Source organism: Enterobacter sp. WCHEn045836 (assembly GCF_003965585.1).
Lineage (GTDB): Bacteria > Pseudomonadota > Gammaproteobacteria > Enterobacterales > Enterobacteriaceae > Enterobacter > Enterobacter dissolvens.
The window spans coordinates 40,836-65,115 of the sequence record NZ_RXPT01000026.1 but is presented as its reverse complement, the minus strand read 5'-3'; the positions used below and the strand labels follow the sequence as shown (position 1 = coordinate 65,115).

General features: G+C 52.6%; 27 protein-coding genes and 1 pseudogene. 12 read left to right on the top strand and 16 right to left on the bottom strand.

The genetic code is table 11. The annotated features are described in order from the left end of the window. Together EKN38_RS23965 and EKN38_RS25840 are read right to left on the bottom strand one after the other, a co-directional pair. The coding region (locus tag EKN38_RS23965) for an aldehyde dehydrogenase family protein (protein WP_126522928.1) at positions 1 to 1,323 on the bottom strand (1,323 nt) is incomplete at its 3' end. 297 nt (positions 1,324 to 1,620) lie between these two features. Further along, positions 1,621 to 1,896: a hypothetical protein gene (locus tag EKN38_RS25840; RefSeq protein WP_176489174.1), complete on the bottom strand. Its 276-nt coding sequence runs from the start codon at positions 1,894 to 1,896 to the stop codon at positions 1,621 to 1,623. Between EKN38_RS25840 and EKN38_RS23960 the strand changes: the two genes are divergently transcribed. The 7 genes from EKN38_RS23960 to EKN38_RS23930 all read left to right on the top strand — a co-directional run bounded on the left by EKN38_RS23960 (position 1,802) and on the right by EKN38_RS23930 (position 9,687). Continuing rightward, positions 1,802 to 2,449 carry a YchE family NAAT transporter gene (locus EKN38_RS23960; RefSeq protein WP_014832249.1) on the top strand — a complete coding sequence of 216 codons (648 nt, stop codon included), beginning with the start codon at positions 1,802 to 1,804 and terminating at the stop codon, positions 2,447 to 2,449. The two genes, EKN38_RS25840 and EKN38_RS23960, sit on opposite strands and share 95 nt — an antisense overlap. 771 nt (positions 2,450 to 3,220) lie before the next feature. After that, positions 3,221 to 4,852: an oligopeptide ABC transporter substrate-binding protein OppA gene (oppA, locus tag EKN38_RS23955; protein WP_014832248.1), complete on the top strand. Its 1,632-nt coding sequence runs from the start codon at positions 3,221 to 3,223 to the stop codon at positions 4,850 to 4,852. Positions 4,853 to 4,935: 83 nt separating this feature from the next. Beyond that, positions 4,936 to 5,856, top strand: coding sequence for an oligopeptide ABC transporter permease OppB (oppB, locus tag EKN38_RS23950; protein ID WP_014832247.1), 921 nt, complete (start codon positions 4,936 to 4,938; stop codon positions 5,854 to 5,856). A gap of 12 nt (positions 5,857 to 5,868) precedes the next feature. After that, positions 5,869 to 6,777, top strand: coding sequence for an oligopeptide ABC transporter permease OppC (gene oppC / locus EKN38_RS23945; RefSeq protein WP_014832246.1), 909 nt, complete (start codon positions 5,869 to 5,871; stop codon positions 6,775 to 6,777). 11 nt (positions 6,778 to 6,788) lie between these two features. Further along, positions 6,789 to 7,802 (top strand): ABC transporter ATP-binding protein, encoded by a 1,014-nt coding sequence (locus EKN38_RS23940; protein WP_013096273.1) that lies wholly within the window; start codon positions 6,789 to 6,791, stop codon positions 7,800 to 7,802. After that, complete coding sequence (gene oppF / locus EKN38_RS23935; protein WP_014832245.1) at positions 7,799 to 8,803, top strand: murein tripeptide/oligopeptide ABC transporter ATP-binding protein OppF; 1,005 nt, start codon at positions 7,799 to 7,801, stop codon at positions 8,801 to 8,803. Before EKN38_RS23940 ends, oppF begins: the two co-directional genes overlap by 4 nt. A 14-nt stretch (positions 8,804 to 8,817) precedes the next feature. Beyond that, entirely contained in the window at positions 8,818 to 9,687 is an 870-nt protein-coding gene (locus EKN38_RS23930; RefSeq protein WP_043951650.1) for an ion transporter, read from the top strand. A gap of 29 nt (positions 9,688 to 9,716) precedes the next feature. On the opposite strand, the gene EKN38_RS23925 is transcribed toward EKN38_RS23930, so the two are convergent. Then, positions 9,717 to 10,046 (bottom strand): HI1450 family dsDNA-mimic protein, encoded by a 330-nt coding sequence (locus EKN38_RS23925; protein WP_014832243.1) that lies wholly within the window; start codon positions 10,044 to 10,046, stop codon positions 9,717 to 9,719. Between the two features lie 33 nt (positions 10,047 to 10,079). Continuing rightward, positions 10,080 to 11,540, bottom strand: a complete 1,461-nt coding sequence (gene cls, locus EKN38_RS23920; RefSeq protein ID WP_014832242.1) for a cardiolipin synthase — start codon at positions 11,538 to 11,540, stop codon at positions 10,080 to 10,082. 158 nt (positions 11,541 to 11,698) lie between these two features. Between cls and EKN38_RS23915 the strand changes: the two genes are divergently transcribed. The 3 genes from EKN38_RS23915 to EKN38_RS23905 all read left to right on the top strand — a co-directional run bounded on the left by EKN38_RS23915 (position 11,699) and on the right by EKN38_RS23905 (position 13,664). After that, on the top strand, positions 11,699 to 11,872 hold the full coding sequence (locus EKN38_RS23915) for a YciY family protein (protein ID WP_086379783.1): 174 nt from the start codon (positions 11,699 to 11,701) through the stop codon (positions 11,870 to 11,872). A gap of 108 nt (positions 11,873 to 11,980) precedes the next feature. Next, positions 11,981 to 12,616: a leucine efflux protein LeuE gene (gene leuE, locus EKN38_RS23910; RefSeq protein ID WP_014832241.1), complete on the top strand. Its 636-nt coding sequence runs from the start codon at positions 11,981 to 11,983 to the stop codon at positions 12,614 to 12,616. Positions 12,617 to 12,710: 94 nt separating this feature from the next. Then, the gene (locus EKN38_RS23905; RefSeq protein WP_014832240.1) at positions 12,711 to 13,664 is read left to right on the top strand and encodes a helix-turn-helix domain-containing GNAT family N-acetyltransferase; all 954 of its coding nucleotides are present in this window, start codon (positions 12,711 to 12,713) and stop codon (positions 13,662 to 13,664) included. A 42-nt stretch (positions 13,665 to 13,706) separates the two neighbouring features. On the opposite strand, the gene EKN38_RS23900 is transcribed toward EKN38_RS23905, so the two are convergent. After that, positions 13,707 to 14,003, bottom strand: coding sequence for a YciI family protein (locus EKN38_RS23900; RefSeq protein WP_014832239.1), 297 nt, complete (start codon positions 14,001 to 14,003; stop codon positions 13,707 to 13,709). 220 nt (positions 14,004 to 14,223) lie between these two features. Here EKN38_RS23900 and tonB point away from each other — a divergent pair, with 220 nt between their 5' ends. Next, on the top strand, positions 14,224 to 14,946 hold the full coding sequence (gene tonB, locus EKN38_RS23895; protein WP_014832238.1) for a TonB system transport protein TonB: 723 nt from the start codon (positions 14,224 to 14,226) through the stop codon (positions 14,944 to 14,946). A gap of 38 nt (positions 14,947 to 14,984) precedes the next feature. On the opposite strand, the gene yciA is transcribed toward tonB, so the two are convergent. From yciA to EKN38_RS23875, 4 genes are all read right to left on the bottom strand, one after another. Continuing rightward, entirely contained in the window at positions 14,985 to 15,380 is a 396-nt protein-coding gene (gene yciA / locus EKN38_RS23890) for an acyl-CoA thioester hydrolase YciA (protein ID WP_013096281.1), read from the bottom strand. Between the two features lie 105 nt (positions 15,381 to 15,485). Then, positions 15,486 to 16,025 (bottom strand): septation protein A, encoded by a 540-nt coding sequence (locus tag EKN38_RS23885; protein WP_013096282.1) that lies wholly within the window; start codon positions 16,023 to 16,025, stop codon positions 15,486 to 15,488. A 56-nt stretch (positions 16,026 to 16,081) separates the two neighbouring features. Then, positions 16,082 to 16,825, bottom strand: a complete 744-nt coding sequence (locus EKN38_RS23880; RefSeq protein WP_014832237.1) for a YciC family protein — start codon at positions 16,823 to 16,825, stop codon at positions 16,082 to 16,084. Positions 16,826 to 16,850: 25 nt separating this feature from the next. After that, positions 16,851 to 17,255, bottom strand: coding sequence for a YkgJ family cysteine cluster protein (locus EKN38_RS23875; protein WP_014832236.1), 405 nt, complete (start codon positions 17,253 to 17,255; stop codon positions 16,851 to 16,853). A 281-nt stretch (positions 17,256 to 17,536) separates the two neighbouring features. On the opposite strand from EKN38_RS23875, the gene ompW reads away from it, so the two are divergent. Next, the gene (gene ompW, locus EKN38_RS23870; protein ID WP_013096285.1) at positions 17,537 to 18,169 is read left to right on the top strand and encodes an outer membrane protein OmpW; all 633 of its coding nucleotides are present in this window, start codon (positions 17,537 to 17,539) and stop codon (positions 18,167 to 18,169) included. Between the two features lie 53 nt (positions 18,170 to 18,222). On the opposite strand, the gene EKN38_RS23865 is transcribed toward ompW, so the two are convergent. The 7 genes and pseudogenes from EKN38_RS23865 to trpCF all read right to left on the bottom strand — a co-directional run bounded on the left by EKN38_RS23865 (position 18,223) and on the right by trpCF (position 24,277). Then, positions 18,223 to 18,627: a cell envelope integrity TolA C-terminal domain-containing protein gene (locus EKN38_RS23865; protein ID WP_014832235.1), complete on the bottom strand. Its 405-nt coding sequence runs from the start codon at positions 18,625 to 18,627 to the stop codon at positions 18,223 to 18,225. Positions 18,628 to 18,715: 88 nt separating this feature from the next. Next, positions 18,716 to 19,150: a universal stress protein UspF gene (gene uspF, locus EKN38_RS23860; protein ID WP_013096287.1), complete on the bottom strand. Its 435-nt coding sequence runs from the start codon at positions 19,148 to 19,150 to the stop codon at positions 18,716 to 18,718. Positions 19,151 to 19,281: 131 nt separating this feature from the next. Then, positions 19,282 to 19,515, bottom strand: a complete 234-nt coding sequence (gene yedF, locus EKN38_RS23855) for a sulfurtransferase-like selenium metabolism protein YedF (RefSeq protein ID WP_013096288.1) — start codon at positions 19,513 to 19,515, stop codon at positions 19,282 to 19,284. Continuing rightward, positions 19,512 to 20,723, bottom strand: a complete 1,212-nt coding sequence (gene yedE / locus EKN38_RS23850; RefSeq protein ID WP_014832234.1) for a selenium metabolism membrane protein YedE/FdhT — start codon at positions 20,721 to 20,723, stop codon at positions 19,512 to 19,514. The genes yedF and yedE overlap by 4 nt, the downstream gene beginning before the upstream one ends. A 182-nt stretch (positions 20,724 to 20,905) precedes the next feature. Further along, the gene (trpA, locus tag EKN38_RS23845) at positions 20,906 to 21,715 is read right to left on the bottom strand and encodes a tryptophan synthase subunit alpha (protein WP_014832233.1); all 810 of its coding nucleotides are present in this window, start codon (positions 21,713 to 21,715) and stop codon (positions 20,906 to 20,908) included. Next, entirely contained in the window at positions 21,715 to 22,908 is a 1,194-nt protein-coding gene (gene trpB / locus EKN38_RS23840) for a tryptophan synthase subunit beta (protein ID WP_014832232.1), read from the bottom strand. The genes trpA and trpB overlap by 1 nt, the downstream gene beginning before the upstream one ends. Positions 22,909 to 22,918: 10 nt before the next feature. Continuing rightward, positions 22,919 to 24,277: pseudogene (gene trpCF, locus EKN38_RS23835) on the bottom strand (bifunctional indole-3-glycerol-phosphate synthase TrpC/phosphoribosylanthranilate isomerase TrpF). Positions 24,278 to 24,280 lie beyond the last annotated feature (3 nt).

The window sequence follows — 24,280 nt, the reverse complement described above, 5'->3', positions numbered from 1 at the left end:
CTTGTTGATCAGGTGTTTTGGACCAACGTTTTCAGAGATGGAGTTACCACCCCAGGAACCACAACCCAGAGTCAGGGAAGGTGCGAGTTTAAAGTTGTACAGGTCGCCGATACCACCCTGAGATGCAGGGGTGTTAATCAGGATACGTGCGGTTTTCATCTTCTGACCGAAGTGAGCAACACGCTCTGGCTGGTTGTCCTGGTCAGTGTACAGGCAAGAAGTGTGGCCGATACCGCCCATCGCAACCAGTTTCTCTGCTTTCTCTACCGCGTCTTCGAAATCTTTCGCGCGATACATCGCCAGAGTAGGGGACAGTTTTTCGTGAGCGAATGGTTCGCTTTCGTCGACAACTTTAACTTCACCGATCAGAATTTTGGTGGTCGCTGGAACAGTGAAGCCCGCAAGTTCAGCGATTTTATACGCTGGCTGGCCAACGATAGCCGCGTTCAGTGCGCCATTTTTCAGGATGATATCCTGAACCGCTTTCAGCTCTTTGCCCTGCAGCAGGTAGCCGCCGTGGCTGGCAAAACGTTCGCGAACAGCTTCGTAAACGGAGTCAACGACAACAACAGACTGTTCAGAAGCACAGATAACGCCGTTGTCGAAGGTCTTGGACATCAGTACAGACGCAACAGCACGTTTGATATCGGCTGTTTCATCAATAACCACTGGGGTATTACCTGCGCCTACACCGATAGCAGGTTTACCGGAACTGTATGCAGCTTTAACCATGCCAGGACCACCGGTCGCCAGGATCAGGTTAATGTCCGGGTGGTGCATCAGTGCGTTGGACAGTTCAACAGACGGTTGGTCAATCCAGCCGATCAGATCTTTAGGTGCGCCAGCAGCAATTGCAGCCTGCAGAACAATGTCTGCTGCTTTGTTGGTCGCGTCTTTCGCACGTGGGTGCGGAGAGAAGATAATTGCGTTACGGGTCTTCAGGCTGATCAGAGATTTGAAGATAGCGGTAGACGTTGGGTTAGTGGTTGGAACGATACCGCAAATAATGCCGATAGGTTCTGCAATGGTGATAGTACCGAAAGTGTCGTCTTCAGACAGTACGCCACAGGTTTTCTCATCTTTATAGGCGTTATAGATATACTCTGAAGCGAAGTGGTTTTTGATCACTTTATCTTCAACGATACCCATGCCGGATTCGGCTACGGCCATTTTAGCGAGAGGGATTCGAGCATCTGCAGCAGCCAGAGCGGCCGCGCGGAAGATTTTATCAACCTGTTCTTGGGTGAAATTGGCATATTCACGCTGGGCTTTTTTCACGCGCTCGACGAGGGCGTTCAGTTCAGCGATATTGGTAACAGCCATAATGCTCTCCTGATAATGTTTAAACTCTTTTAGTAAACCAGCGCTCGATACGTCACACAGTATAGACAGAGCCGATACGACTTGCGTAACACACAGTAAAACAATGGGTTACTTCCTGCTCCAGTACACTAATTTACTAAAAGAGCCTTACCTTAGCATCATCCCTTTTTGACAGGTGATCTCCCTGGGGGCGTAAGCAAGATTACTCACTTCTGAGTACGGAAATCATGATCTGCGTCAATTTTCCCCCAAGCTGATACCTTTCAGCAGGGTTATTTCTTTGAGATTATTCCAGTGTTAAATAATTAAGTAACTATTGGAAGTGGCGCTATCATTGCTTATACAAATATTTAACATCATGAAATGATAACGTTTTGGCGCAGATTTCTGGTGAAGTATGCGCATAAAAAGCGTATCTTCAGCGCGATTTTGACTGACTCCTGTCAGCCCCGGGGCATACGCAAAAGCGGAGCAAAATGTGATCTTATCGCTCTTTGATTTTCCTACATATTTTAAGTTTTTTATTGGTTTGTTTGCATTGGTTAACCCGGTGGGGATCATACCTGTCTTCATTAGTATGACCAGTTACCAGACGGCGGCGGCAAGGAACAAAACCAATCTCACCGCAAACCTGTCGGTCGCGATTATTCTGTTGACCTCCCTTTATCTTGGGGATGCCATCCTTCAGGTGTTCGGTATCTCAATTGATTCTTTCCGGATTGCGGGTGGGATCCTGGTGGTGACTATCGCCATGTCGATGATCAGCGGTAAGCTGGGGGAAGATAAGCAGAACAAACAGGAGAAGTCAGAAACCGCCATCCGCGAGAGCATTGGGGTGGTCCCGCTGGCGTTGCCTCTGATGGCCGGTCCCGGCGCGATCAGTTCGACGATTGTCTGGGGAACGCGCTACCACAACTGGATGCACCTGGTTGGCTTTTCTGTCGCCATCGCTGTTTTTGCTCTCTGCTGTTGGGGAGTGTTCCGCATGGCGCCCTGGCTGGTTCGCTTGCTGGGGCAGACGGGTATCAACGTCATTACCCGTATCATGGGTCTGCTATTGATGGCGCTGGGCATAGAATTCATCGTCACCGGTATTAAGAGCATTTTTCCGGGACTTTTGCACTGACATTTCATATGAAAGAACGGAGCCAACGGCTCCGTTTTTTTACGTGAATATCAGCAAATCATATAAATAAAGTTGAAATGCTTACATGTCATAATAAATTCTACTAATAATGTTCATTCCTTGCATTTCAAGAAGTTATATATTTTACCGTTACCCGCCTGCACAGAAATTCTTCAATCACTCTGTTATTTTACTCACATGATACTCTTGGGCTTGCTGAGAGATAACCGAAATGATATTAGTAATTTCAACGCTCCCTTAGAGGAATGTGCTAAATAATAACCAATTGTTAAGTTTTTGTACAAAACCACTCGATGATAGCGCAGCGACGCGCTCGCGGAGAACGTTTTCTCTATCATATTGAATAATTGAGCCTTTTTCGTTATTCAATGTCAGGCAAGGCTGCCCTCAAAGATTTGGTACTCGTCGTAAAAGAGAATTGCTTAACAAATTTGCAAAATGTATTGGCGTGCGTTTACGCCTTTTGATACTTTCCGGCCTAATATTTTGCAGCATAAAACAATAAGATGAGAATTATTTTCATAAAGTCATCTTCGCGAATATCCAGTACATGTCTCAGACAGGGGAGACGTGTCAAGAATCGACGCAAGACGGCCATACGAGCGGTCAGTAATAAAGAAGTCGGTGATAGCAAGAAGTAAAAAAAAGAACCTGACAGCAGCAAAAAAAACTCCTGCGCTGTACAGGCCCCAACAGGGGATTACACAGCTGGCGAAGGCCAGTAATTATAATGAGTGGAGTACCAACACAATGTCCATCATCACAAAAAAAAATCTGGTAGCGGCGGGGATTTTAACTGCGCTAATCGCGGGCAACGCTGCAATGGCTGCGGACGTCCCTGCAGGGGTACAGCTGGCTGAGAAGCAGACGCTGGTACGTAACAACGGGGCGGAAGTTCAGTCTCTTGACCCGCATAAAATTGAGGGCGTTCCTGAGTCAAACGTCAACCGCGACCTGTTTGAAGGGCTGCTGGTGACTGACGTAGAAGGCCACCCGGCACCGGGCGTCGCCGAAAAGTGGGAAAACAAAGATTTCAAAGTCTGGACCTTCCATCTGCGTAAAGATGCGAAATGGTCCGACGGTACGCCGGTTACCGCCGAAGATTTCGTCTATAGCTGGCAGCGTCTGGCGAATCCAAATACCGCCTCTCCGTATGCGAGCTACCTGCAGTATGGCCATATCGCCAATATCGATGACATCATCGCTGGTAAAAAACCGGTCACCGATCTGGGTGTAAAAGCGATCGATGCGAATACGTTTGAAGTGACGTTGAGCGAACCTGTTCCGTACTTCTATAAGCTGCTTGTCCACCCGTCCGTCTCCCCGGTACCAAAATCCGCAGTGGAAAAATTCGGTGAAAAATGGACCCAGCCTGCCAATATCGTGACCAACGGTGCTTATAAACTTAAAGACTGGGTGGTCAACGAACGTATGGTTCTGGAGCGTAACCCGCAATACTGGGATAACGCGAAAACCGTGATTAATCAGGTAACCTACCTGCCAATCTCTTCAGAAGTGACTGACGTTAACCGCTACCGCAGCGGCGAGATCGACATGACCTATAACAACATGCCGATTGAACTGTTCCAGAAACTGAAAAAAGAGATCCCGAAAGAAGTACATGTCGATCCGTATCTGTGCACCTACTACTACGAAATTAACAACCAGAAAGCACCGTTCACCGACGTACGTGTCCGAACTGCGCTGAAGCTGGCACTGGATCGCGATATTATCGTTAACAAAGTGAAAAACCAGGGCGATCTGCCAGCGTACAGCTACACCCCGCCGTATACCGATGGCATGAAACTGGTTGAGCCTGAGTGGTTCAAGTGGTCACAGGAAAAACGTAACGAAGAAGCGAAAAAGCTGCTGGCCGAAGCGGGATATACCGCAGATAAGCCACTGACGTTTAACTTGCTGTACAACACATCCGATCTGCACAAAAAACTGGCTATTGCCGTTGCCTCTATCTGGAAGAAAAACCTGGGTGCCAACGTTAAGCTGGAAAACCAGGAGTGGAAAACCTTCCTGGATACCCGCCATCAGGGCACCTTTGATGTGGCGCGTGCAGGCTGGTGTGCGGACTATAATGAACCGACATCCTTCCTGAATACCATGCTCAGCGACAGCTCGAACAACACCGCGCACTATAAGAGCCCGGCATTCGATAAGCTGATCGCTGAAACGCTGCAGGTTACTGACGATGCAAAACGTGCAGACCTGTACGCTAAATCAGAACAACAGCTCGATAAAGACTCGGCAATTGTACCGGTTTACTACTACGTGAACGCCCGTCTGGTGAAACCGTGGGTTGGGGGTTATACCGGTAAAGACCCGTTGGATAATATTTCCGTTAAGAATCTTTATATTATCAAGCATTAATGGCAATACGTGGGGCGGGCGTGGCTTGCCCCACTGTGTCTACTTTGTAACATTCATCAGGCACACGCCAGAAGGTACGGGCAATGTTGAAATTTATCCTGCGTCGCTGTCTAGAAGCGATACCAACGTTATTTATTCTAATTACAATTTCCTTCTTTATGATGCGTCTCGCGCCGGGAAGTCCATTCACGGGTGAACGTACGCTGCCACCTGAAGTGATGGCGAACATCGAAGCGAAATATCATTTAAACGATCCTATCTCCACGCAATACTTCAATTATCTGAAGCAACTGGCGCATGGCGATTTCGGGCCGTCATTCAAATATAAAGACTATTCCGTTAACGACCTGGTGGCGTCCAGCTTCCCGGTATCGGCAAAACTGGGTGCTGCAGCATTCTTATTGGCCGTTGTTCTCGGAGTCACCGCAGGCGTTATCGCCGCGCTCAGACAAAATACCAAATGGGATTATACGGTAATGGGGGTCGCAATGACCGGGGTGGTCATCCCCAGCTTCGTTGTCGCGCCATTACTGGTGATGATATTTGCCATCACGCTGAAATGGCTGCCCGGCGGCGGCTGGAACGGCGGGGCACTGAAGTTCATGATTTTACCGATGGTGGCACTTTCTCTGGCGTACATCGCCAGTATCGCGCGTATCACCCGTGGTTCGATGATTGAAGTATTACATTCTAACTTCATCCGTACCGCGCGTGCGAAAGGATTGCCGATGCGCCGGATTATTTTCCGTCATGCGCTCAAGCCAGCCCTGTTGCCGGTGCTTTCTTACATGGGACCTGCGTTCGTCGGTATTATTACGGGTTCAATGGTTATTGAAACTATCTACGGCCTGCCGGGTATTGGTCAGCTGTTCGTTAACGGCGCACTCAACCGCGACTATTCGCTGGTACTAAGCCTGACGATCCTCGTGGGAGCGTTGACCATTCTCTTTAACGCTGTTGTCGATGTGCTGTATGCCGTTATCGACCCGAAAATCCGTTACTAACTGGAGCACGCCATGATGTTGAGTAAGAAAAACAGCGAGGCGCTGGAAAACTTCAGTGAAAAACTGGAAGTAGAAGGTCGTAGCCTCTGGCAGGACGCCCGCCGTCGCTTTATGCATAACCGCGCGGCGGTCGCCAGTCTGATTGTTCTGGTGCTTATCGCGCTGTTTGTGACCCTGGCACCGATGCTGTCGCAATTCACCTATTTCGATACTGACTGGGGCATGATGTCCAGTGCCCCTGATATGGAGTCCGGCCACTACTTTGGTACGGATTCATCCGGCCGCGACCTGCTGGTGCGCGTCGCCATCGGTGGCCGTATCTCACTGATGGTGGGGATCGCTGCGGCGCTGGTGGCCGTGATTGTCGGCACGCTCTATGGCTCGCTCTCCGGTTATCTCGGCGGGAAAGTGGACTCGGTCATGATGCGTCTGCTGGAAATTTTAAACTCCTTCCCGTTCATGTTCTTCGTGATCCTGCTGGTGACCTTCTTCGGTCAGAACATCCTGTTGATCTTCGTGGCCATCGGGATGGTATCCTGGCTGGACATGGCGCGTATTGTTCGTGGCCAGACGCTGAGCCTTAAACGCAAAGAGTTTATCGAAGCGGCGCAGGTGGGTGGCGTCTCGACAGGGAATATCGTTGTCCGCCACATCGTTCCTAACGTGCTGGGCGTGGTGGTGGTGTATGCCTCGCTGCTGGTGCCAAGTATGATCCTGTTTGAATCATTCCTGAGCTTCCTGGGTCTGGGTACGCAAGAGCCTTTGAGTAGCTGGGGTGCGCTGCTGAGTGATGGTGCAAACTCAATGGAAGTTTCACCGTGGCTGCTGTTATACCCGGCGGGCTTCCTGGTCGTCACTCTGTTCTGTTTCAACTTTATCGGCGATGGCCTGCGTGATGCCCTCGACCCGAAAGACCGTTAAGGAGCGCCGTCATGACAATTATTGAAACGGCAACTGCGCCACAGGCGCAACAGCGAAGCGACCTTCTGCTGGATGTAAACGATCTCCGCGTTACCTTCAAGACGCCGGACGGGGATGTCACCGCCGTCAACGATCTCAACTTCAACCTGCGCGCGGGTGAAACGCTGGGTATCGTGGGCGAATCCGGTTCCGGTAAATCTCAGACGGCGTTCGCGCTGATGGGGCTGCTGGCGGCTAACGGTGTGATTGGCGGTTCCGCCAAATTTAACGGGCGTGAGATCCTCAATCTGCCTGAGCATGAGCTGAACAAGCTCCGTGCCGAGCAGATTTCGATGATTTTCCAGGATCCGATGACCTCGTTGAACCCGTACATGCGCGTCGGTGAGCAACTGATGGAAGTCCTGATGCTGCACAAAGGGTTGAGCAAAGCCGAGGCCTTTGAAGAGTCCGTTAAAATGCTTGATGCGGTCAAAATGCCGGAAGCACGAAAACGCATGCGCATGTTCCCGCATGAGTTCTCTGGCGGTATGCGCCAGCGTGTGATGATTGCCATGGCGCTGCTGTGTCGTCCAAAACTGCTGATTGCCGATGAACCCACCACCGCGCTGGATGTGACCGTTCAGGCGCAAATCATGACCCTGCTGAACGAGCTTAAGCGTGAGTTCAACACGGCGATTATCATGATCACTCACGACCTAGGCGTGGTTGCGGGCATCTGTGACAAAGTGCTGGTGATGTATGCCGGTCGGACCATGGAATATGGCAAAGCGCGCGATGTGTTCTATCAGCCTGCGCATCCGTACTCGATTGGTCTGTTGAATGCGGTGCCACGTCTTGATGCCGAAGGGGAATCCCTGTTGACCATTCCGGGCAACCCACCAAACCTGCTGCGTCTGCCGAAAGGCTGTCCGTTCCAGCCGCGCTGCCCGCATGCGATGGAAATCTGTAACAGCGCTCCGCCGCTGGAAGAGTTTGCACCAGGCCGTCTGCGCGCCTGCTTTAAGCCGCAGGAGGAGCTGGTATGAACGCATTAGATGAAAAAAGAAATGTGCTGCTTGAAATCGCCGACCTGAAGGTGCATTTCGACATCAAGGACGGTAAACAGTGGTTCTGGCAACCGCCGAAGACCCTGAAAGCGGTGGATGGCGTAACGCTTCGTCTGTATGAAGGGGAAACCCTGGGCGTGGTGGGAGAGTCCGGCTGCGGCAAATCGACCTTTGCGCGTGCCATTATCGGCCTGGTGAAAGCAACCGGCGGTAAAGTAGCGTGGCTGGGTAAAGATCTTCTGGGGATGAAACCCGATGAGTGGCGCGACGTACGCAGCGATATCCAGATGATATTCCAGGACCCGCTAGCGTCCTTAAACCCGCGAATGACCATTGGTGAAATCATTGCCGAGCCGCTGCGGACCTACCATCCGAAGATGCCGCGTCAGGAAGTACGCGATCGCGTTAAGGCGATGATGATGAAAGTGGGGCTGCTACCAAACCTCATCAACCGCTATCCGCATGAGTTTTCCGGCGGTCAGTGTCAGCGTATTGGTATTGCCCGTGCGTTAATCCTTGAGCCGAAGCTGATCATCTGTGATGAGCCCGTTTCCGCGCTGGACGTCTCCATTCAGGCACAGGTGGTAAACCTGCTGCAGAAGCTGCAGCGCGAGATGGGGCTGTCGTTGATCTTCATTGCGCACGACCTGGCGGTGGTGAAACACATTTCTGACCGCGTACTGGTCATGTACCTGGGTCATGCCGTGGAGCTGGGCACCTATGATGAGGTGTACCACAACCCACTGCACCCTTACACCAAAGCGCTGATGTCCGCGGTGCCAATTCCCGATCCCGATCTGGAAAAAAATAAAACCATCCAGCTGCTGGAAGGCGAGTTGCCGTCGCCGATTAACCCGCCATCAGGTTGCGTATTCCGTACGCGATGCCCACTGGCCGGGCCGGAATGTGCGAAAACACGTCCGGTTCTGGAGGGCAGTTTCCGACATGCGGTTTCCTGCCTCAAAGTAGACCCGCTATAATCGCAAGGGCTGACATGATGTCAGCCCTTATTTTTTGCGAGGTTACCGTGTCGAGTATATTCACCTCAGCCCGTCGGCGGCTTTATCATTTTTTATTCGATCCGAAAACGGTATCCGGACGCCGCTTCGAAGGGCTATGTGGGCTGTTTGCGCTGCTCAGCGTGGTGGTTATCTTCTATGAATCGGGGGCCGGGACGCAGTATCACATGACCTATGATGAATGGCATGTTTTTGTCTGGATCGAACTGATCATTACCCTGGTCTTTACAGCTGAATATCTGCTGCGTGTTGTCTGCTGGCCCAACCCGGCCAGATATGTCTTCAGTTTCTGGGGATTTATTGATTTAGCCACCGTCCTGCCGCTCTATGTAATGTGGTTGTGGCCGGAGATTAGCCTGAGCTATGTATTTGCCTGGCGAGCGATGCGCGTTATTCGGGTATTACGTATTCTGAAACTGCTGCGTTTTATGCCGTCATTACGGGTGTTCTGGAGCGCAATTATGAGCGCGCGGCATCAGCTCATTCTGTTTTATTCGTTTATTGCCATTGTCATGATTGTTTTCGGCGCGCTGATGTATCTGATCGAAGGGCCAAAATATGGCTTCACGACGCTGAACGCCTCCGTCTACTGGGCAATTGTCACCGTCACAACCGTTGGTTATGGAGACATCACGCCGCATACGCCGCTTGGGCGTATTGTCGCTTCGGTGCTGATTCTGATTGGGTATTCGGTGATTGCCATTCCGACAGGGCTTATTACCACGCATATGAGTAGTGCATTTCAGAGCCGCAAACTGCAGCGAAAATGTCCGCGCTGTCACCAGGCTGAACATGAGCTTAGCGCCCGGTACTGTAACCGTTGCGGGAGCGAGTTACCGGAGTAAATAAAAAAGGCTGCATTCGCAGCCTTTTATTATTCGCGCCAGATGATGTGGCACAGCTTATGGTCTTTCTCGCGGCACAGCAGCACGCGGGCGAAAATGTCATTAATTTCGCCACCATCTTCATCTGCCAGCCCAATCACCACTTCGGCAAAGAAGTCAGGATTCAGATCGAAATCCACGTGCTCAGCCCAGTCTTCAGCAGGATCGAATAACTCGGCGCCGCCGCGCTCTTCGAACTGCAAATTGAAGAGGATCACGTCTGCGGGATCGAGGTTATCAACCGCCAGTTCGAGAAAAATGTCATAAGCCTGCTCGAGCGTTTCGTCTTCGGTCAGGCGATTGTTCAGATCCATTTCCATGATGACTACCTGTTTAACATCGTTGGGCACGTTTTACAGCAACGGACTAAAGAAGTAAAACAGTCGTTCGGCAATTCTCTGCCACAGCGGACGTTTTACCCACAGTCTGGCATCCAGCAGGCGCGAACGGGAGATATAATCGTCCTGCACCGCGGCCAGGTCACCGCCGAATCCGGCATCATCAATGACCAGCGTGATTTCAAAGTTTAACCACAGGCTGCGCATATCCAGGTTTACCGTGCCCACCAGACTTAACTCACCGTCCACGAGGACGCTTTTGGTATGCAGGAGCCCGCCTTCAAACTGGTAGATTTTTACCCCGGCGGCAAGCAGTTCGCTAAAGAACGCGCGGCTGGCCCAGCCCACCAGAAGCGAGTCATTTTTGCGCGGCAGAATAATGCTGACATCAACACCGCGCTGTGCCGCAGTGCAAATTGCGTGCAGCAGGTCATCGCTGGGTACGAAGTAGGGCGTGGTCATGATCAGATACTCACGCGCTGCGTAAGTGGCCGTTAGCAGCGCCTGATGGATGAGATCCTCCGGGAAACCCGGCCCGGAAGCGATGGTGTGAATGGTATGGCCGCTGGCCTCTTCAAAGGGCATGATATTGCCATCCGGTGGCGGCGGGAGAATACGCTTGCCGGTTTCTATCTCCCAGTCACAGGAATAGACAATCCCCATGGAGGTGGCGATAGGCCCTTCCATCCTCGCCATCAGATCAACCCATTGGCCGACTCCCGAGTCCTGCTTGAAGAAGCGGGGGTCAACCATGTTCATGCTGCCGGTATAGGCAATATAGTTATCGATCATGATCATCTTGCGGTGCTGGCGAAGATCCATCCTGCGAAGAAACACACGTAGCAGATTAACCTTCAGCGCCTCAACCACTTCGATGCCGGCATTACGCATCATCCCGGCCCAGGGGCTGCGGAAGAAGGCGACACTGCCTGCGGAGTCCAGCATCAGGCGGCAGTGAATGCCCCGACGTGCGGCAGCCATCAGCGATTCCGCCACCTGGTCGGCCATCCCACCGGGTTGCCAGATATAGAACACCATCTCGATATTGTGACGGGCCAACTGAATATCGCGGATCAACGCCTGCATGACATCATCGGAAGAGGTCAGCAGCTGCAGCTGATTGCCTTTCACGCCTCCAATACCTTGCCGCCGTTCGCACAGCTTAAATAACGAGGAAGCAACACTGCTGTTCTCATCGGCAAAGATATGTTTACAGGCTTTAAGATCGTTGAGCCATTTGGCGGTCGAAGGCCACATGGCGCGGGCTCGCTCGGCACGGCGCTTACCCAGATGAAGCTCACCGAAAGAGAGATAGGCAATAATTCCCACCAGCGGCAGGATATAAATTATAAGAAGCCAGGCCATGGCAGAGGGTACGGCTCTGCGCTTCATCAGGATGCGTAATGTCACACCCGCGATTAACAGCCAGTATCCCAGAATGACCAGCCAACTCACCACGGTGTAGAAGGTTGTCATAGGTAAAAAAATCCTTTTGAAAGCGTATTGTTATGAGTGTACGCATCAGGAATCATCTGGCAAATAAAAACGCCAGGTAAAAGCGCTGGTTTGCCGCGGGGTTGGGTTTATAATGGCCTTTCTTTTAGAGAAAAAGTGTTAGAGAAAGAGTTGTAGACATGAAGCGCAGTAGAACTGAAGTAGGGCGCTGGCGCATGTTGCGACAGGTGAGTCGTCGTAAGGCTCGTTGGCTGGAAGCTCAATCCCGCCGCAATATGCGTATACACGCCATCAGAAAGTGTGGACTGACCCGGCACCGCAATGCGTTGCTGTTCGCAGTCCAGGATATCTGAGATCCATCAGGGCACCGAAAGGTGCCCAATGATTTTATGGCGTCTGATTTTTTGGGAATCGCGTTTTTGCAGCGCTATTCCTGTTGTGTTTAGCAAAAGGAGGGAGAAGTGTTTGCGGAGTTTGGTGTACTGAATTTCTGGACGTACGTTGTCGGCGCATTTTTTATCGTACTGGTGCCAGGGCCGAATACCTTGTTTGTGCTGAAAACAGGGATTGGTCATGGCGTTAAAAAAGGGTATCTCGCCGCCACCGGCGTGTTTATTGGCGATGCCGTCTTGATGTTCCTTGCCTGGGCGGGCGTTGCCGCGTTAATCCAGACCACCCCGGTGCTGTTTAATATCGTACGCTATCTCGGGGCGTTTTATCTGCTCTGGCTGGGGGCCAAAATGCTCTGGTCGGTGGTGAACCGTCAAAATAATACGCAGGAAAGCGGTACCGAGCCTGCCAGTATGATCATGAAACGCTCGCTGGTACTGAGCCTCACAAATCCAAAAGCGATTCTTTTCTACGTCTCGTTCTTTGTTCAGTTCATTGACGTGAATGCGAAAAACACCGGAACCTCTTTCCTGATCCTCGCGACCACGCTTGAGTTAATCAGCTTTATGTATATGAGCTTCCTGATCTTCTCAGGCGCTTTTGTCACGCGTTATCTGAAAACGAAAAAGAAACTGGCAAAACTAGGGAACGGCCTGATAGGACTGTTGTTTGTCGGGTTTGCGGCCAGATTAGCGTCGCTGCATTGATTGAATGAAAGGCTCCTGAGGGAGCCTTTTTTATTCTGTTTGACAGCCCCTCACCATTTAGTTGTATAGTACAACTAAATGGTGAGGAAATACTATGCACAGCGAAACCCCCGTAGTCAGCGTCATCCGTCGTTCCTCGCGTCTTATGGTGCGAGAGTTAGGTTTTATGGCTTCAACCCTGGCCTCAACAAATTACTCACCCTCGGCAGTCCACACTCTCGTCGAAATCGCATTACGCAAAGAGATGACGGCGGGTCAACTGGTGCAGTTACTGGGGCTGGAGAAATCGAGCGTCAGCCGTATGCTGGCTCGCCTGATTGCTGCAGGCGAACTTGAAGAGGTGGTGTCAACGGAAGATGCCAGAACGAAGAGCCTCAGGTTAACCGGGAAGGGCCGTGATACGGTCAATAAAATCAATGCCTATAGCAACGAGCGAGTTGTCTCAGCAATACAGTCCCTGCAGCCTGCCCAGCAGCAGATCATCTCTCAGGGGCTATCTCTGTATGCCAATGCGCTGCTGGCGTGTCGCGAGACGGGTCTCGACACTCGCCCGGATGAGCTAAAAATTGTGCAGGGTTATCTTCCCGGCATGATTGGCCGCATCGCAGAGATGCACGGGAGTTACTACGCGCGCGAGCATAATTTTGGTCGCTTCTTTGAGGCCAAAGTGGCCTCCGGTCTGGCTGAATTTAGTGGTCGACTGGACAAACCCTGCAATCAGATATGGCTGGCGGTGTTGAACGACAGAATCGTGGGGTCGGTAGCCATTGATGGCGAGGATTTAGAGCAGGGTGAAGCCCATCTGCGCTGGTTTATTATCGACGACGGCTGTCGGGGGCATGGTGCGGGGAAAAAATTACTGAACGAAGCCATACTTTTTTGCGACAGTGTCGGATTTTCTGCTGTGCATCTCTGGACGTTCAATAAGCTGACTACTGCCCGACGTCTGTATGAGTCATTTGGTTTCATGCTGGCAAAAGAGTGGGAAGGCGACCAGTGGGGAAGCCTTATTACGGAACAGCAATTTACCCGGCGCAGAGATGCATAATCACCGCCATAAAAAAGGCTCCGTTTCGGAGCCGCTTTTGTATCAGAACACTTTCTTGTACGGCCGAACAGTCACTTTCGCGTACACACCTGCAGCCACATACGGATCGGCGTCAGCCCAGGCCTGAGCGGCCTCCTGGGATTCAAACTCGGCAATCACAGTAGATCCAGAAAAACCGGCAGCGCCAGGATCGTTGCTGTCGACAGCTGGCATTGGGCCAGCGGTCAGTAAACGGCCTTCATCCTGCAACAACTGTAAGCGTGCCAGATGGGCAGGGCGTACAGACAGGCGTTTTTCCAGGGAATCTGCGACATCTTCAGAGTAAATCACGTAAAACACGGTGAAGCTCCTTAACCATTAAAAGTGTCAGTTACGTTATGTGAAAGGACAACTGCGTGCAATGTAAAATAAAAACATTGTTAATACCCTGATCTGAGTGCCTCTTTTTTGGCCTCTTCAGCGCTTAAATTGCGCCAGAACAAAGTGTCTTATTGAATATGATTGCTATTTGCATTTAAAATCACAGTTCGGTTTTTTAACGTTGATGATTATGACTTCGATGACCCTTGATTTACCTCGCCGCTTTCCCTGGCCGACGTTGCTTTCTGTCGTGATTCACGGTGCTGTTGTGGCGGGTTTGCTCTATACCTCGGTTCATCAGGTTATTGAAATGCCAGCTCCCTCGCAGCCAATTTCAGTGACGATGGTTTCGCCTGCGGATCTTGAGCCGCCACAGGTTGCACCTCCTCCGCCACAGCCGGTTGCTGAGCCGGAGCCAGAACCCGAGCCTGTTCCGGAACCGCCAAAAGAAGCGCCGGTGGTGATCCACAAACCTGAACCTAAACCAAAACCGAAGCCGAAGCCAAAACCGGTGAAAAAGGTGGAGGAACGTCCTAAACGCGAAGAACGTCCGATTGAACCGCGCGCCACGCAGACGGTAGAAAACACAGCGCCTTCACGGCCGGTGATGAATAACACGCCAGCGACCGCAAAACCGACGACAACCGCGCCAGCGGGCCCGCGTGCCGTAAGCCGTAATCAGCCTCAATATCCGGCTCGCGCTCAGGCGTTGCGCATTGAAGGTCGTGTGCGGGTTAAATTTGACGTGACCCCGGATGGCCGGGTTGATAACGTTGAAATCTTGTCTGCTCAACCTTCTAATATGTTTGAGCGCGAAGTGAAATCGGCGATGCGCAGATGGCGTTATGAGCCAGGTAAGCCGGGCAGTGGGTTGATCGTTAATATTGTTTTCCGCCTGAACGGCGGGGCACAGATGGAATAAGAAAAGCCTCCGAAAGGAGGCTTTTTTTTGCCAGTCAATCAGGCCTGAGGCAGCTGTCGGGGTTTACCCTCGCTGTCGACTGCCACATAAATAAACAGCGCTTCTGTCGCTTTATAACGCTGTCCAATCGGTTCAGAAGAGACTTTTTTCACCCAGACTTCGATATTGATGGAAATCGACGTGTTGCCGCGCTTAACACAGCGCGCGTAGCAGCAAACCACATCACCCACTGCGACCGGGCGCAGGAAGGTCATGCCGTCCACTCTCACGGTGACCACACGCCCATGGGCGATCTCCTTTGCCAGAATTGCGCCGCCCATATCCATCTGCGACATCAGCCAGCCGCCAAAAATATCGCCATTGGCATTGGTGTCCGCGGGCATTGCCAGTGTGCGTAAAACCAGTTCGCCCTGAGGGGCGTCATTTGTTGTCATTGTTTTAAACTCGTAACGGAAGACTTCAGGCGGGATGCTACTATGATTTTCGGCTGGAGAGAATAGACCAGAACGCCTGCCGCGTACGTTCTGGTCGGTCATTCATCAGTGCTTATCATCCTGCGGCATATGCCGGTAGATATAAACGCCGCTTAACAGGGTAAAGATAAGCGTCAGCGCCGTCAGGCCAAAGACCTTGAAGTTGACCCAGATATTCTGCGGCAGCCAGAAAGCGATGTAGATATTTGCCAGACCGCAGAGAATAAAGAACAGCGCCCAGGCAATATTCAGACGAGACCACACTTCCTGCGGCAGCGTCAGCTCTTTACCCAGCATGCGCTGGATCAGCGGCTTTTTCATTACCCACTGGCTGATCAGTAATGCACCCGCAAACAGCGCGTAAATCACCGTGACCTTCCATTTGATAAATTCATCATTGTGGAAGAACAGGGTCAGCCCACCGAACACGGCCACCAGTGCGAACGTAATCAGGGCCATTTTTTCGACTTTACGATAGCGAACCCAGCTGTAGATCAGCACGATAGCGGTAGCCACGATCAGCGCCATCGTGGCCGCATAAATGTCATACAGCTTATAAAACGCGAAAAACACGACCAGCGGTAAAAAATCAAGAAACTGCTTCATTCTGTGATTCCATCTTCTGTGTAGGGACGGGTACAGCGATGTACCCGGCCTCAGGATTACTGACGAATTAACATATACAGGCGGAACAGATAGACCAGCAGTACCGCTGATATCAGGTTGCTCAGCGTATTTGCCACCACCGCACCCACATTTGGCGTGAGTACGGCAAAGTTAGGTGCAAACAGCAGCAGGAGCGTTTTGGCCAGAAGCCAGCCAATCACGGCCGGTGCAACCAGACGCATATTCGCCCATGCCAGTCTGACGCTGCTGCGCATCGCGGTGAAGATCCCCATTTTGTCCTGTACCACCATCACCGGAGCAAACGCGAGGACGATAGCCAGCAACACACCCGGAACCACAACGAGCATAATGCCCATTTGCACCAGCAGGGTGGTTAAAAAGATAAGAATAAACAGCTTAGGCAATACCGGCGCACTGGCACCAATTGCCCGTAAGGCGCTGACACGATGACCGGCGGAAACCAGTTGAATCATCAGCAGGACGCCGCCCGCCAGAATGGCATTGCCGATCAGACCCGAGAAGGTTGATGCTGCAGACGCCCGCAGCAAAATTTGTTGCTGCTCCGGCGTCATGTTTTGCACCAGCTCAAACAACCCCACGCTACCTGCAAGGTGGTCGCCCTGGCTGAGGCTGGCTATCTGTTCTTCACTCGGAGAGAACGCGTGACCCAGCACCACCGTAATAAAGGCACATAACAACGCGATCAGCAAAAAGGTTACGAACTGATTGCGGAAAAAGTTTCCCGTGTCACGGTAGACAGACTTCGCCGTGATAGACATGCACTCTCCTTGAGTATTGCAGGTGTTAATTAGCCAGCGATTGTACACCGGATAACGCGGTCGTGGCAGCATCAAGGCTTGTATGGAAAAGCATATCTTTGTAAAGCGGCGGTAATCCGAAGCGCGCGCGGGCACGATTACAGGCGTCGTTGACCTGTCCATCTTCACCAGACATCGCAAACTCCCGGCACGGGCTGGGGCGATCCGCATAGATGGAACAGCGGGTCGACACGCCTGGCTCACCGTGTAGCGCCACACAGCGTGCCTGCTTTTGATTCGTACCGCTCATGCATCGCAGAAAGGGGGATAACGGTTCAGTGAGATGAACCGGAACAGTACCGCCGCCATCGCTGGCTTCGGCCCAGTAGAAAGAGACTCGAAAATACGCACAACAGGCTCCGCACGTCATGCACGGGTTCATATCACTCATGGCACACCTGCAAAAAAGAACGCATCAAATCACATTGTGAGAGCGCTAAATTATCCAGCCGCCATCAGAAGAGCAAGAGGGGAAAAAGGGAAAATTTTGTAACCGGGAAATGCCAAAAATTGACGTAGGAACAACTTATCGCTTTATGGTGTGTCACCAAAAATTAACCCAGATCAATGAATGTTAACTTACTGGTTTTAATGTGATCTGTGACAGATCACTTATTACCCTTTTGTGAGTATATTCTCATCCGCAATTAAAACCACAACGATGGAGCGGATATGAAAAAATTAGCGGTGGCAGCCCTTATCTTAAGCAGTCTCTCTGGCGGCGCGTATGCGCATGAAGCAGGTGAATTCTTTATTCGTGCCGGTTCGGCAACGGTACGTCCGACAGAAGGTTCTGATAACGTACTGGGCATGGGCGGCTTTAACGTCAGCAACAATACCCAGTTAGGTTTAACGTTCACGTATATGGCGACGGATAACATCGGCGTTGAACTTCTTGCGGCGACGCCATTCCGTCATCGCGTCGGTTTAGGCCCAACCGGTGATATCGCCACGGTGCACCATCTGCCGCCAACGCTGATGGCGCAGTGGTACTTTGGTGACTCAAGCAGCAAACTGCGTCCTTATATTGGCGCGGGCGTGAACTACACCACCTTCTTCGATGAGAAATTCAACGATACCGGTAAAGAGGCCGGACTGACCGATCTCAGCCTGAAAGATTCGTGGGGCGTGGCAGGACAGGTGGGGATGGACTATCTCATTAACCGCGACTGGTTAATTAACGCCTCGGTCTGGTATATGGATATTGATACCGATGTGCGCTTCAAGGCGGGCGGACAGCAACAAAGCATCAGCACCCGTCTGGATCCGTGGGTGTTTATGTTCTCTGCGGGTTATCGTTTCTGATTCTAGCTTCCGGGACTGGCCAGAACATGGCCAGTCTTTCTGTCGGCTTACCTCTACGGTTGCCCCTCCATGTTCCAGCGGGCAGAACCCATATCCTGAAATACACGCTCGTCTGTGAAGGGCGGGAAGGTGGCTCGTTTTGCCGCGTCGGCTAAAGCCTGGCAATACGCTTTGTCTCCGCCTTTTATCTCCAGGTTCTGCAGTAGCCCGTCGACGGTAAAGTCGAGATGCATGTTGCATCGCTTACCATTCCAGGCGTGTGGATCGGCCAGCGCCGAGTCCAGCGCTTGCTTTATCGCGGCAGCCTGTTGACCATAGATATCCTTATCGGAGACTTTACCGGACTGCTTATAGGAGCACGAGTCGAGAGCGGTTTTCTTCTGACAACCTTCAGGCGCGAGAGGAGCACAGCCCGTTATTGCTGTGGCAAGGCATACCAGCATCACTACTTTTTTCATTGTTAAGTCCGTTTATCGAAATTATTTTATTGTACAACGTTTTAAATAAGCCCCGGAATTCCGGGGCTTAAGTTTCTCACCAGCCTCTCTAGCGTACAACCAGTACCGGGCATTTTGCGTGGCGTACCACAACCGCCGCGTTTGAACCTAAAAGGTAGGTTGTGATGTCCGGTCGATGGGACGCAATGATAATGAGGTCAGCGTTGATACTGTCAGCCAGCTTCAGAATCTGATCTTTAGGTGCACCTGAGATGGCGTGTGTCTCCACACGATCGGCAGGTAAATTGAACTGCTTAACCATCTCTTTGAGCTTCGTAAGGGCTTCCTCCTGGATCTCCGCCAGCTTTGGCATTTCAACCGAATACGCCAGCCCAAGCGATGAATAGTACGGGAAAGAAGGCACTACCGTCAGAAAATGGATTTTACCGTTACCGATTGCTGCGTTTGCCTGAACATAGGGAATCACCTGTTCGGTCAGACGACTTTCAGAGATATCGACAGGGACTAAAATTGAATTAAACATACCTCACCTCCTGTTTGTTTTTTATCCACTTTAAGTGTAGTGCTGCCATTATTAATGGCGCTGTGCTTGCCATTAAAATGGGAGATGAGGCAGCTTTTTTGACGGGGGTGAAGCCCCCGTCACCTGGCGGTTTACTTCTGGATAAGATAGCGAATGGTCGGGCCATCCTGCTGAATATCCAGTACGGTGTAGCCGTGGTTTTTGGCATCCAGAGGAATGTTGTTGATGGACTGCGGGCAGTCGCTCACCACTTCCAGAATTTCCCCTTTTTGAAGCTGCGGGAGCGCTTCAAGCGTGGCGACAGCGGGGTAAGGACACGGTTCACCGACCATATCAAGGCGGTAGTCAGGCACAATCTCTTTCATGCTGCATTCTCCTGGGGTTCAGGTTTAACCGTGGCACGGCGGAAGAAACGTTTCTCTTGCGCGACAACCAGTAAAAAAGCGACCAGCAGCAGGACGTAGGTCACCAGCAGCCCGCCGAGCGGGCCAAACGTGCTGAGCAGATTCACCTTGTCCCAGTTCGTGGCCAGCACCGGGGACAAATCGTCCCAGTACCAGGCCAGCAGGGTGGAGCCGATAACGTTCCCCAGACCTACCCACCAGTAATGCACCTGACCTTCAACTGCGCGGTACATCCAGCCGGTTTCACACCCGCCAGCCAGTACAATTCCGAAGCCAAACAGCAGGCCGCCAATCACCGCGTTCGGACCAGCCCACATGATTTTCGGCTCAACACCCAGCTGCACATAGCTGAAGATGCCAATGGCGCTTACCGCCATACCCGCAATAATCGCTTTGGCCATCATCGTACGGCCGGTGATCCACATATCGCGAAACGCCGAGGTGAAGCAGATCTGCGCACGTTCTATCAGCAGGCCGAAACCGACACCGAACAGCATGGCCAGGCCCAGCTTAGGCTGGTTGAGCGCCGTACAGAGCGCCCAGGCGACCATGGCGAAAAAGACCAGCATGCCGAGACGAAAACGACGACGCGCCTGCGAAGGCTTTTGCGTCAGCGGCGAGGCAGCGCTGACCTTCACCATTTTGACCGGAATGCGGAACAGCGGCAGAAGGGTAAACTTAGCGCCAAAGTACGAGCCAATCGCCGTGGCGACAGCAAAAAACCAGGCGTGCAGCGAAAACTGTGGAATGCCGGTAAAGAAAGCGGCCAGGTTACACCCCATCGCCAGACGGGCGCCGAACCCGGCAATCATGCCGCCGACAATCGCCTGCATAACGCGTATCCGGCTTTTAGGCATTCGCAACTTAACGTTGTTAGCCCACAGCGCGGCGGCAAAACAGCCCCCGAACATGCCGATAATCATCATACCGTCGATGCGGGTCAGCGGTGTGCCATCCAGGCGAATGAGCTTAAAGTAACCCCACTCTTCGGTATGCACGCCCGCGAGTTGCAGCAGTTGTCCACCCCAGCGGGTGAACTCGCCGGTCACGGCCCAGAAGGTGCCGGTAATGCCGAAATAGTAGGTGGAAAGGATCCCCGCCGCGATGACGGCCGGTACAGGTGACCAGAACTTAACCAGGTAAGTCTGTTTGAAGTATTGCCATGACATGAGTAAGCCTCTGAACTCAGAAGGTTTAAAGCTGAAAAGAGACCAAATCATACGCTTACGGCAAGGTTTGAAAAGCCATTCACGCCGAAAATATCGATGGGATCAATTTTGGCGTAACGCTTAAGTGATAGCGGGAATATAAGAGGAAGACCGTCTGGCTGAGTCGCCAGACGGTGGAAGGGTCATGCTTTACGCGTTGCGGCTTTCATCGCCGTAACAAATGCTTTGAGTTCAGTCAGCATCTGCTCGGGCTTGTCCACGTTCTTCTCAATGATTTTGACGATAGCAGAGCCGGAGATCGCGCCTGCCGCTTTTGCGTCAATTGCCGCCGTAACCTGATCCGGGGATGAAATCCCGAATCCCTGCAGCGGAGGTGCTGCGTGGTATTCAGCCAGTTTTTCTAACAGATGGTGCAGCGGCAGCGCGGCTTTGTTCTCTGCACCCGTCACGCCCGCACGGGAGAGCAGGTAGGTGTAACCACGGCCGTAAGAGGCAATCTGGCGCAGCAGTTCGTCATCCGCGTTTGGCGGGCAGATGAAAATCGGCGCTACGTTGTGACGCATAGCCGCCTGGCGGAATGGTGCAGACTCTTCAACCGGGACGTCGGCCACCAGCACGGAGTCAACGCCGACCCGCGCGCACTCGGCATAAAATTCGTCGATTCCGCGGTTAAAGACCAGGTTGGCATACATCAGCAGGCCAATCGGAATGGTCGGGTGCTTCTGACGGATCGCGGCCAGCATCTCAAAACACTGCGTTGGAGTCACACCCGCGGCAAAGGCACGCAGGGTGGCGTTTTGAATGGTCGGGCCATCCGCCAGAGGATCAGAGAAAGGGATCCCCAGCTCCAGCGCATCCGCACCGGCTTCTATCAGGGCGTCGATAATTTTTAGCGACTGCTCCGGGCCCGGATCGCCCAGGGTGACGAAGGGAACGAACGCGCCTTCCTGGCGGGATTTCAGTTGTGCAAATGCGTTATCATAGCGTTCCATCAGATTTCCCCTCGTGCTTTCAGAATATCGTGAACGGTGAAGATATCTTTGTCACCGCGACCGGAAAGGTTAACGACCAGCAGTTGCTCTTTTTCCGGATTTGCTTTCATCATTTTCAGCGCGTGCGCCAGGGCATGCGAGGACTCCAGCGCCGGGATGATCCCTTCGTTACGACACAGCGTCTTAAACGCGTCCAGCGCTTCGTCATCGGTAATGGAGACGTAGTCCGCGCGTCCGGTGCTATTCAGGAACGCATGCTGTGGCCCGACGGACGGGAAGTCCAGACCGGCAGAGATAGAGTACGACTCTTCAATCTGGCCCTCATCGGTCTGCATCATCGGCGCTTTCATGCCGAAGTAGATCCCCACGCGGCCATGTTTCAGCGGTGCGCCGTGCTCACCGGTTTCAATCCCGTGACCAGCAGGCTCCACGCCAATCAGACCAACACGGGTTTCGTCGATAAAATCAGCGAACATCCCGATAGCGTTTGATCCCCCGCCCACGCAGGCGATCACCGCATCCGGCAGACGACCTTCTTTTTCAAGGATCTGGGCTTTGGTCTCTTCACCAATCATGCGCTGGAATTCACGCACGATAGTCGGGAACGGGTGTGGGCCAGCGGCCGTGCCAAGCATGTAGTGCGCGGTTTCATAGCTGCCAGACCAGTCGCGCAGCGCTTCGTTACAGGCATCTTTCAGCGTGGCTGAACCACTGTGCACCGGGATCACTTCTGCACCCATCAGACGCATACGGAACACGTTTGGAGACTGACGCTCAACGTCTTTCGCTCCCATATAGATGCGGCATTTCAGGCCGAGCAGGGCGCTGGCCAGTGCCGATGCCACACCGTGTTGACCCGCACCGGTTTCGGCGATGATCTCGGTTTTGCCCATCCGTTTTGCCAGCAGCGCCTGTCCTAACACCTGGTTGGTTTTATGCGCGCCACCGTGCAGCAGGTCTTCACGCTTGAGGTACAGCGTGGTTTTGGTGCCAGCGGTCAGGTTACGGCATTTGGTCAACGCCGTTGGACGTCCCGCGTAGTTTTTCAGCAGGTCAGTAAATTCAGCCTGAAACGCTGGGTCTTTCTGTGCGCTCACAAACGCTTCTTCAAGCTGGCGCAGCGCGGGCATCAGGATCTGCGGAACGTACATTCCACCGAACTCACCAAAATACGGGTTTAGTAATGTCGTCATTTTTTCTTCCTTAATATGCACGCAGAGTTTTGAATACCGAGGCCAGCTTACTGGCATCTTTGATGCCCGGTTGCGACTCTACGCCTGAATTGAAATCGAGGCCTGCGCAGCCGGTTTTGGCTGCTTCCACACAGTTATCCGGGCTAAGTCCACCCGCCAGCAGGACATTGTCCAGCACTTCACCGTTCAGCAGTGACCAGTCAAAACGCTGGCCTGTACCGCCCTGGCCGTTATCGAGCACGTATTTATCAACATGATTCAGGTTACGCGCGGGGAGGGCACTGCCGACGCTCTGCGCTTTCCAGATCTGAACTTGAGGAGCCAGCACGGCACGCAGGGCATCGATGTACGCCTGATCTTCATCACCGTGCAACTGTACTGCGCTCAGGGATAACGCTTCGGCTTTTGCCGCCACGTCAGCAATATCAGCGTTACGGAAGACGCCCACATAGCTGAGTGGGGCGGCCGCGATCACCTTGCGTGCCTGCTCATCGCTCACCGCACGCGGTGAGGAGTCCACAAAGATCAGCCCGCCGTAAATAGCCCCCGCCTCATAGGCGGCCTAGGCATCCTGTTCGCGGGTTAAGCCGCACACTTTGTTTTCACCCAACAACACGCGACGCACTGCGGCATTGAGATCGTCATGTGCCATCATCGCGGAGCCAATCAGGAAACCGTTGGCGAAGTGGCTCAGTTCGCGCACCTGGGCGTAGCTGTTGATCCCGGATTCACTGATAACGGTCACGCCAGAACCCAGACGCGGTGCCAGCTGGCGCGTACGGTTCAGGTCAATTGACAGATCGCGCAGATCGCGGTTATTGATCCCAACCACTTTGGCCTGCAGTGCAATAGCGCGCTCCAGCTCCTCTTCGTTGCTCACCTCGGTCAGCACGCCCATGTTGAGGCTGTGTGCTACCGCAGCCAGCTGGCGATACTGCTCATCGTCGAGCACCGAGAGCATCAGCAGGCAGGCGTCAGCCTGGTAAAAACGCGCCAGCCAGATCTGATACGGGTCGATAATAAAGTCTTTGCACAGAATCGGTTGCGGCGCGATGCCGCTGACCACAGGCAGAAAATCAAAGCTGCCCTGGAAATATTTCTCATCCGTCAGCACGGAGATCGCGGACGCATGATGCTTATAAATGCCGGCAATACGCGCCGGATCGAAATCCTCGCGGATAACGCCTTTCGATGGGGACGCTTTTTTGCACTCAAGAATAAATGCGGTGCGCGCGCCCTGCAGGGCATCATAGAAACGACGGCTACTTGGGACGACGTCGTTCTGAAAACTGGCAAGCGGTTGCTGCGCTTTGCGGGCTTCCACCCAGATGGCCTTATCGGCAACGATTTTCGCTAAAACGGTCTGCATTCT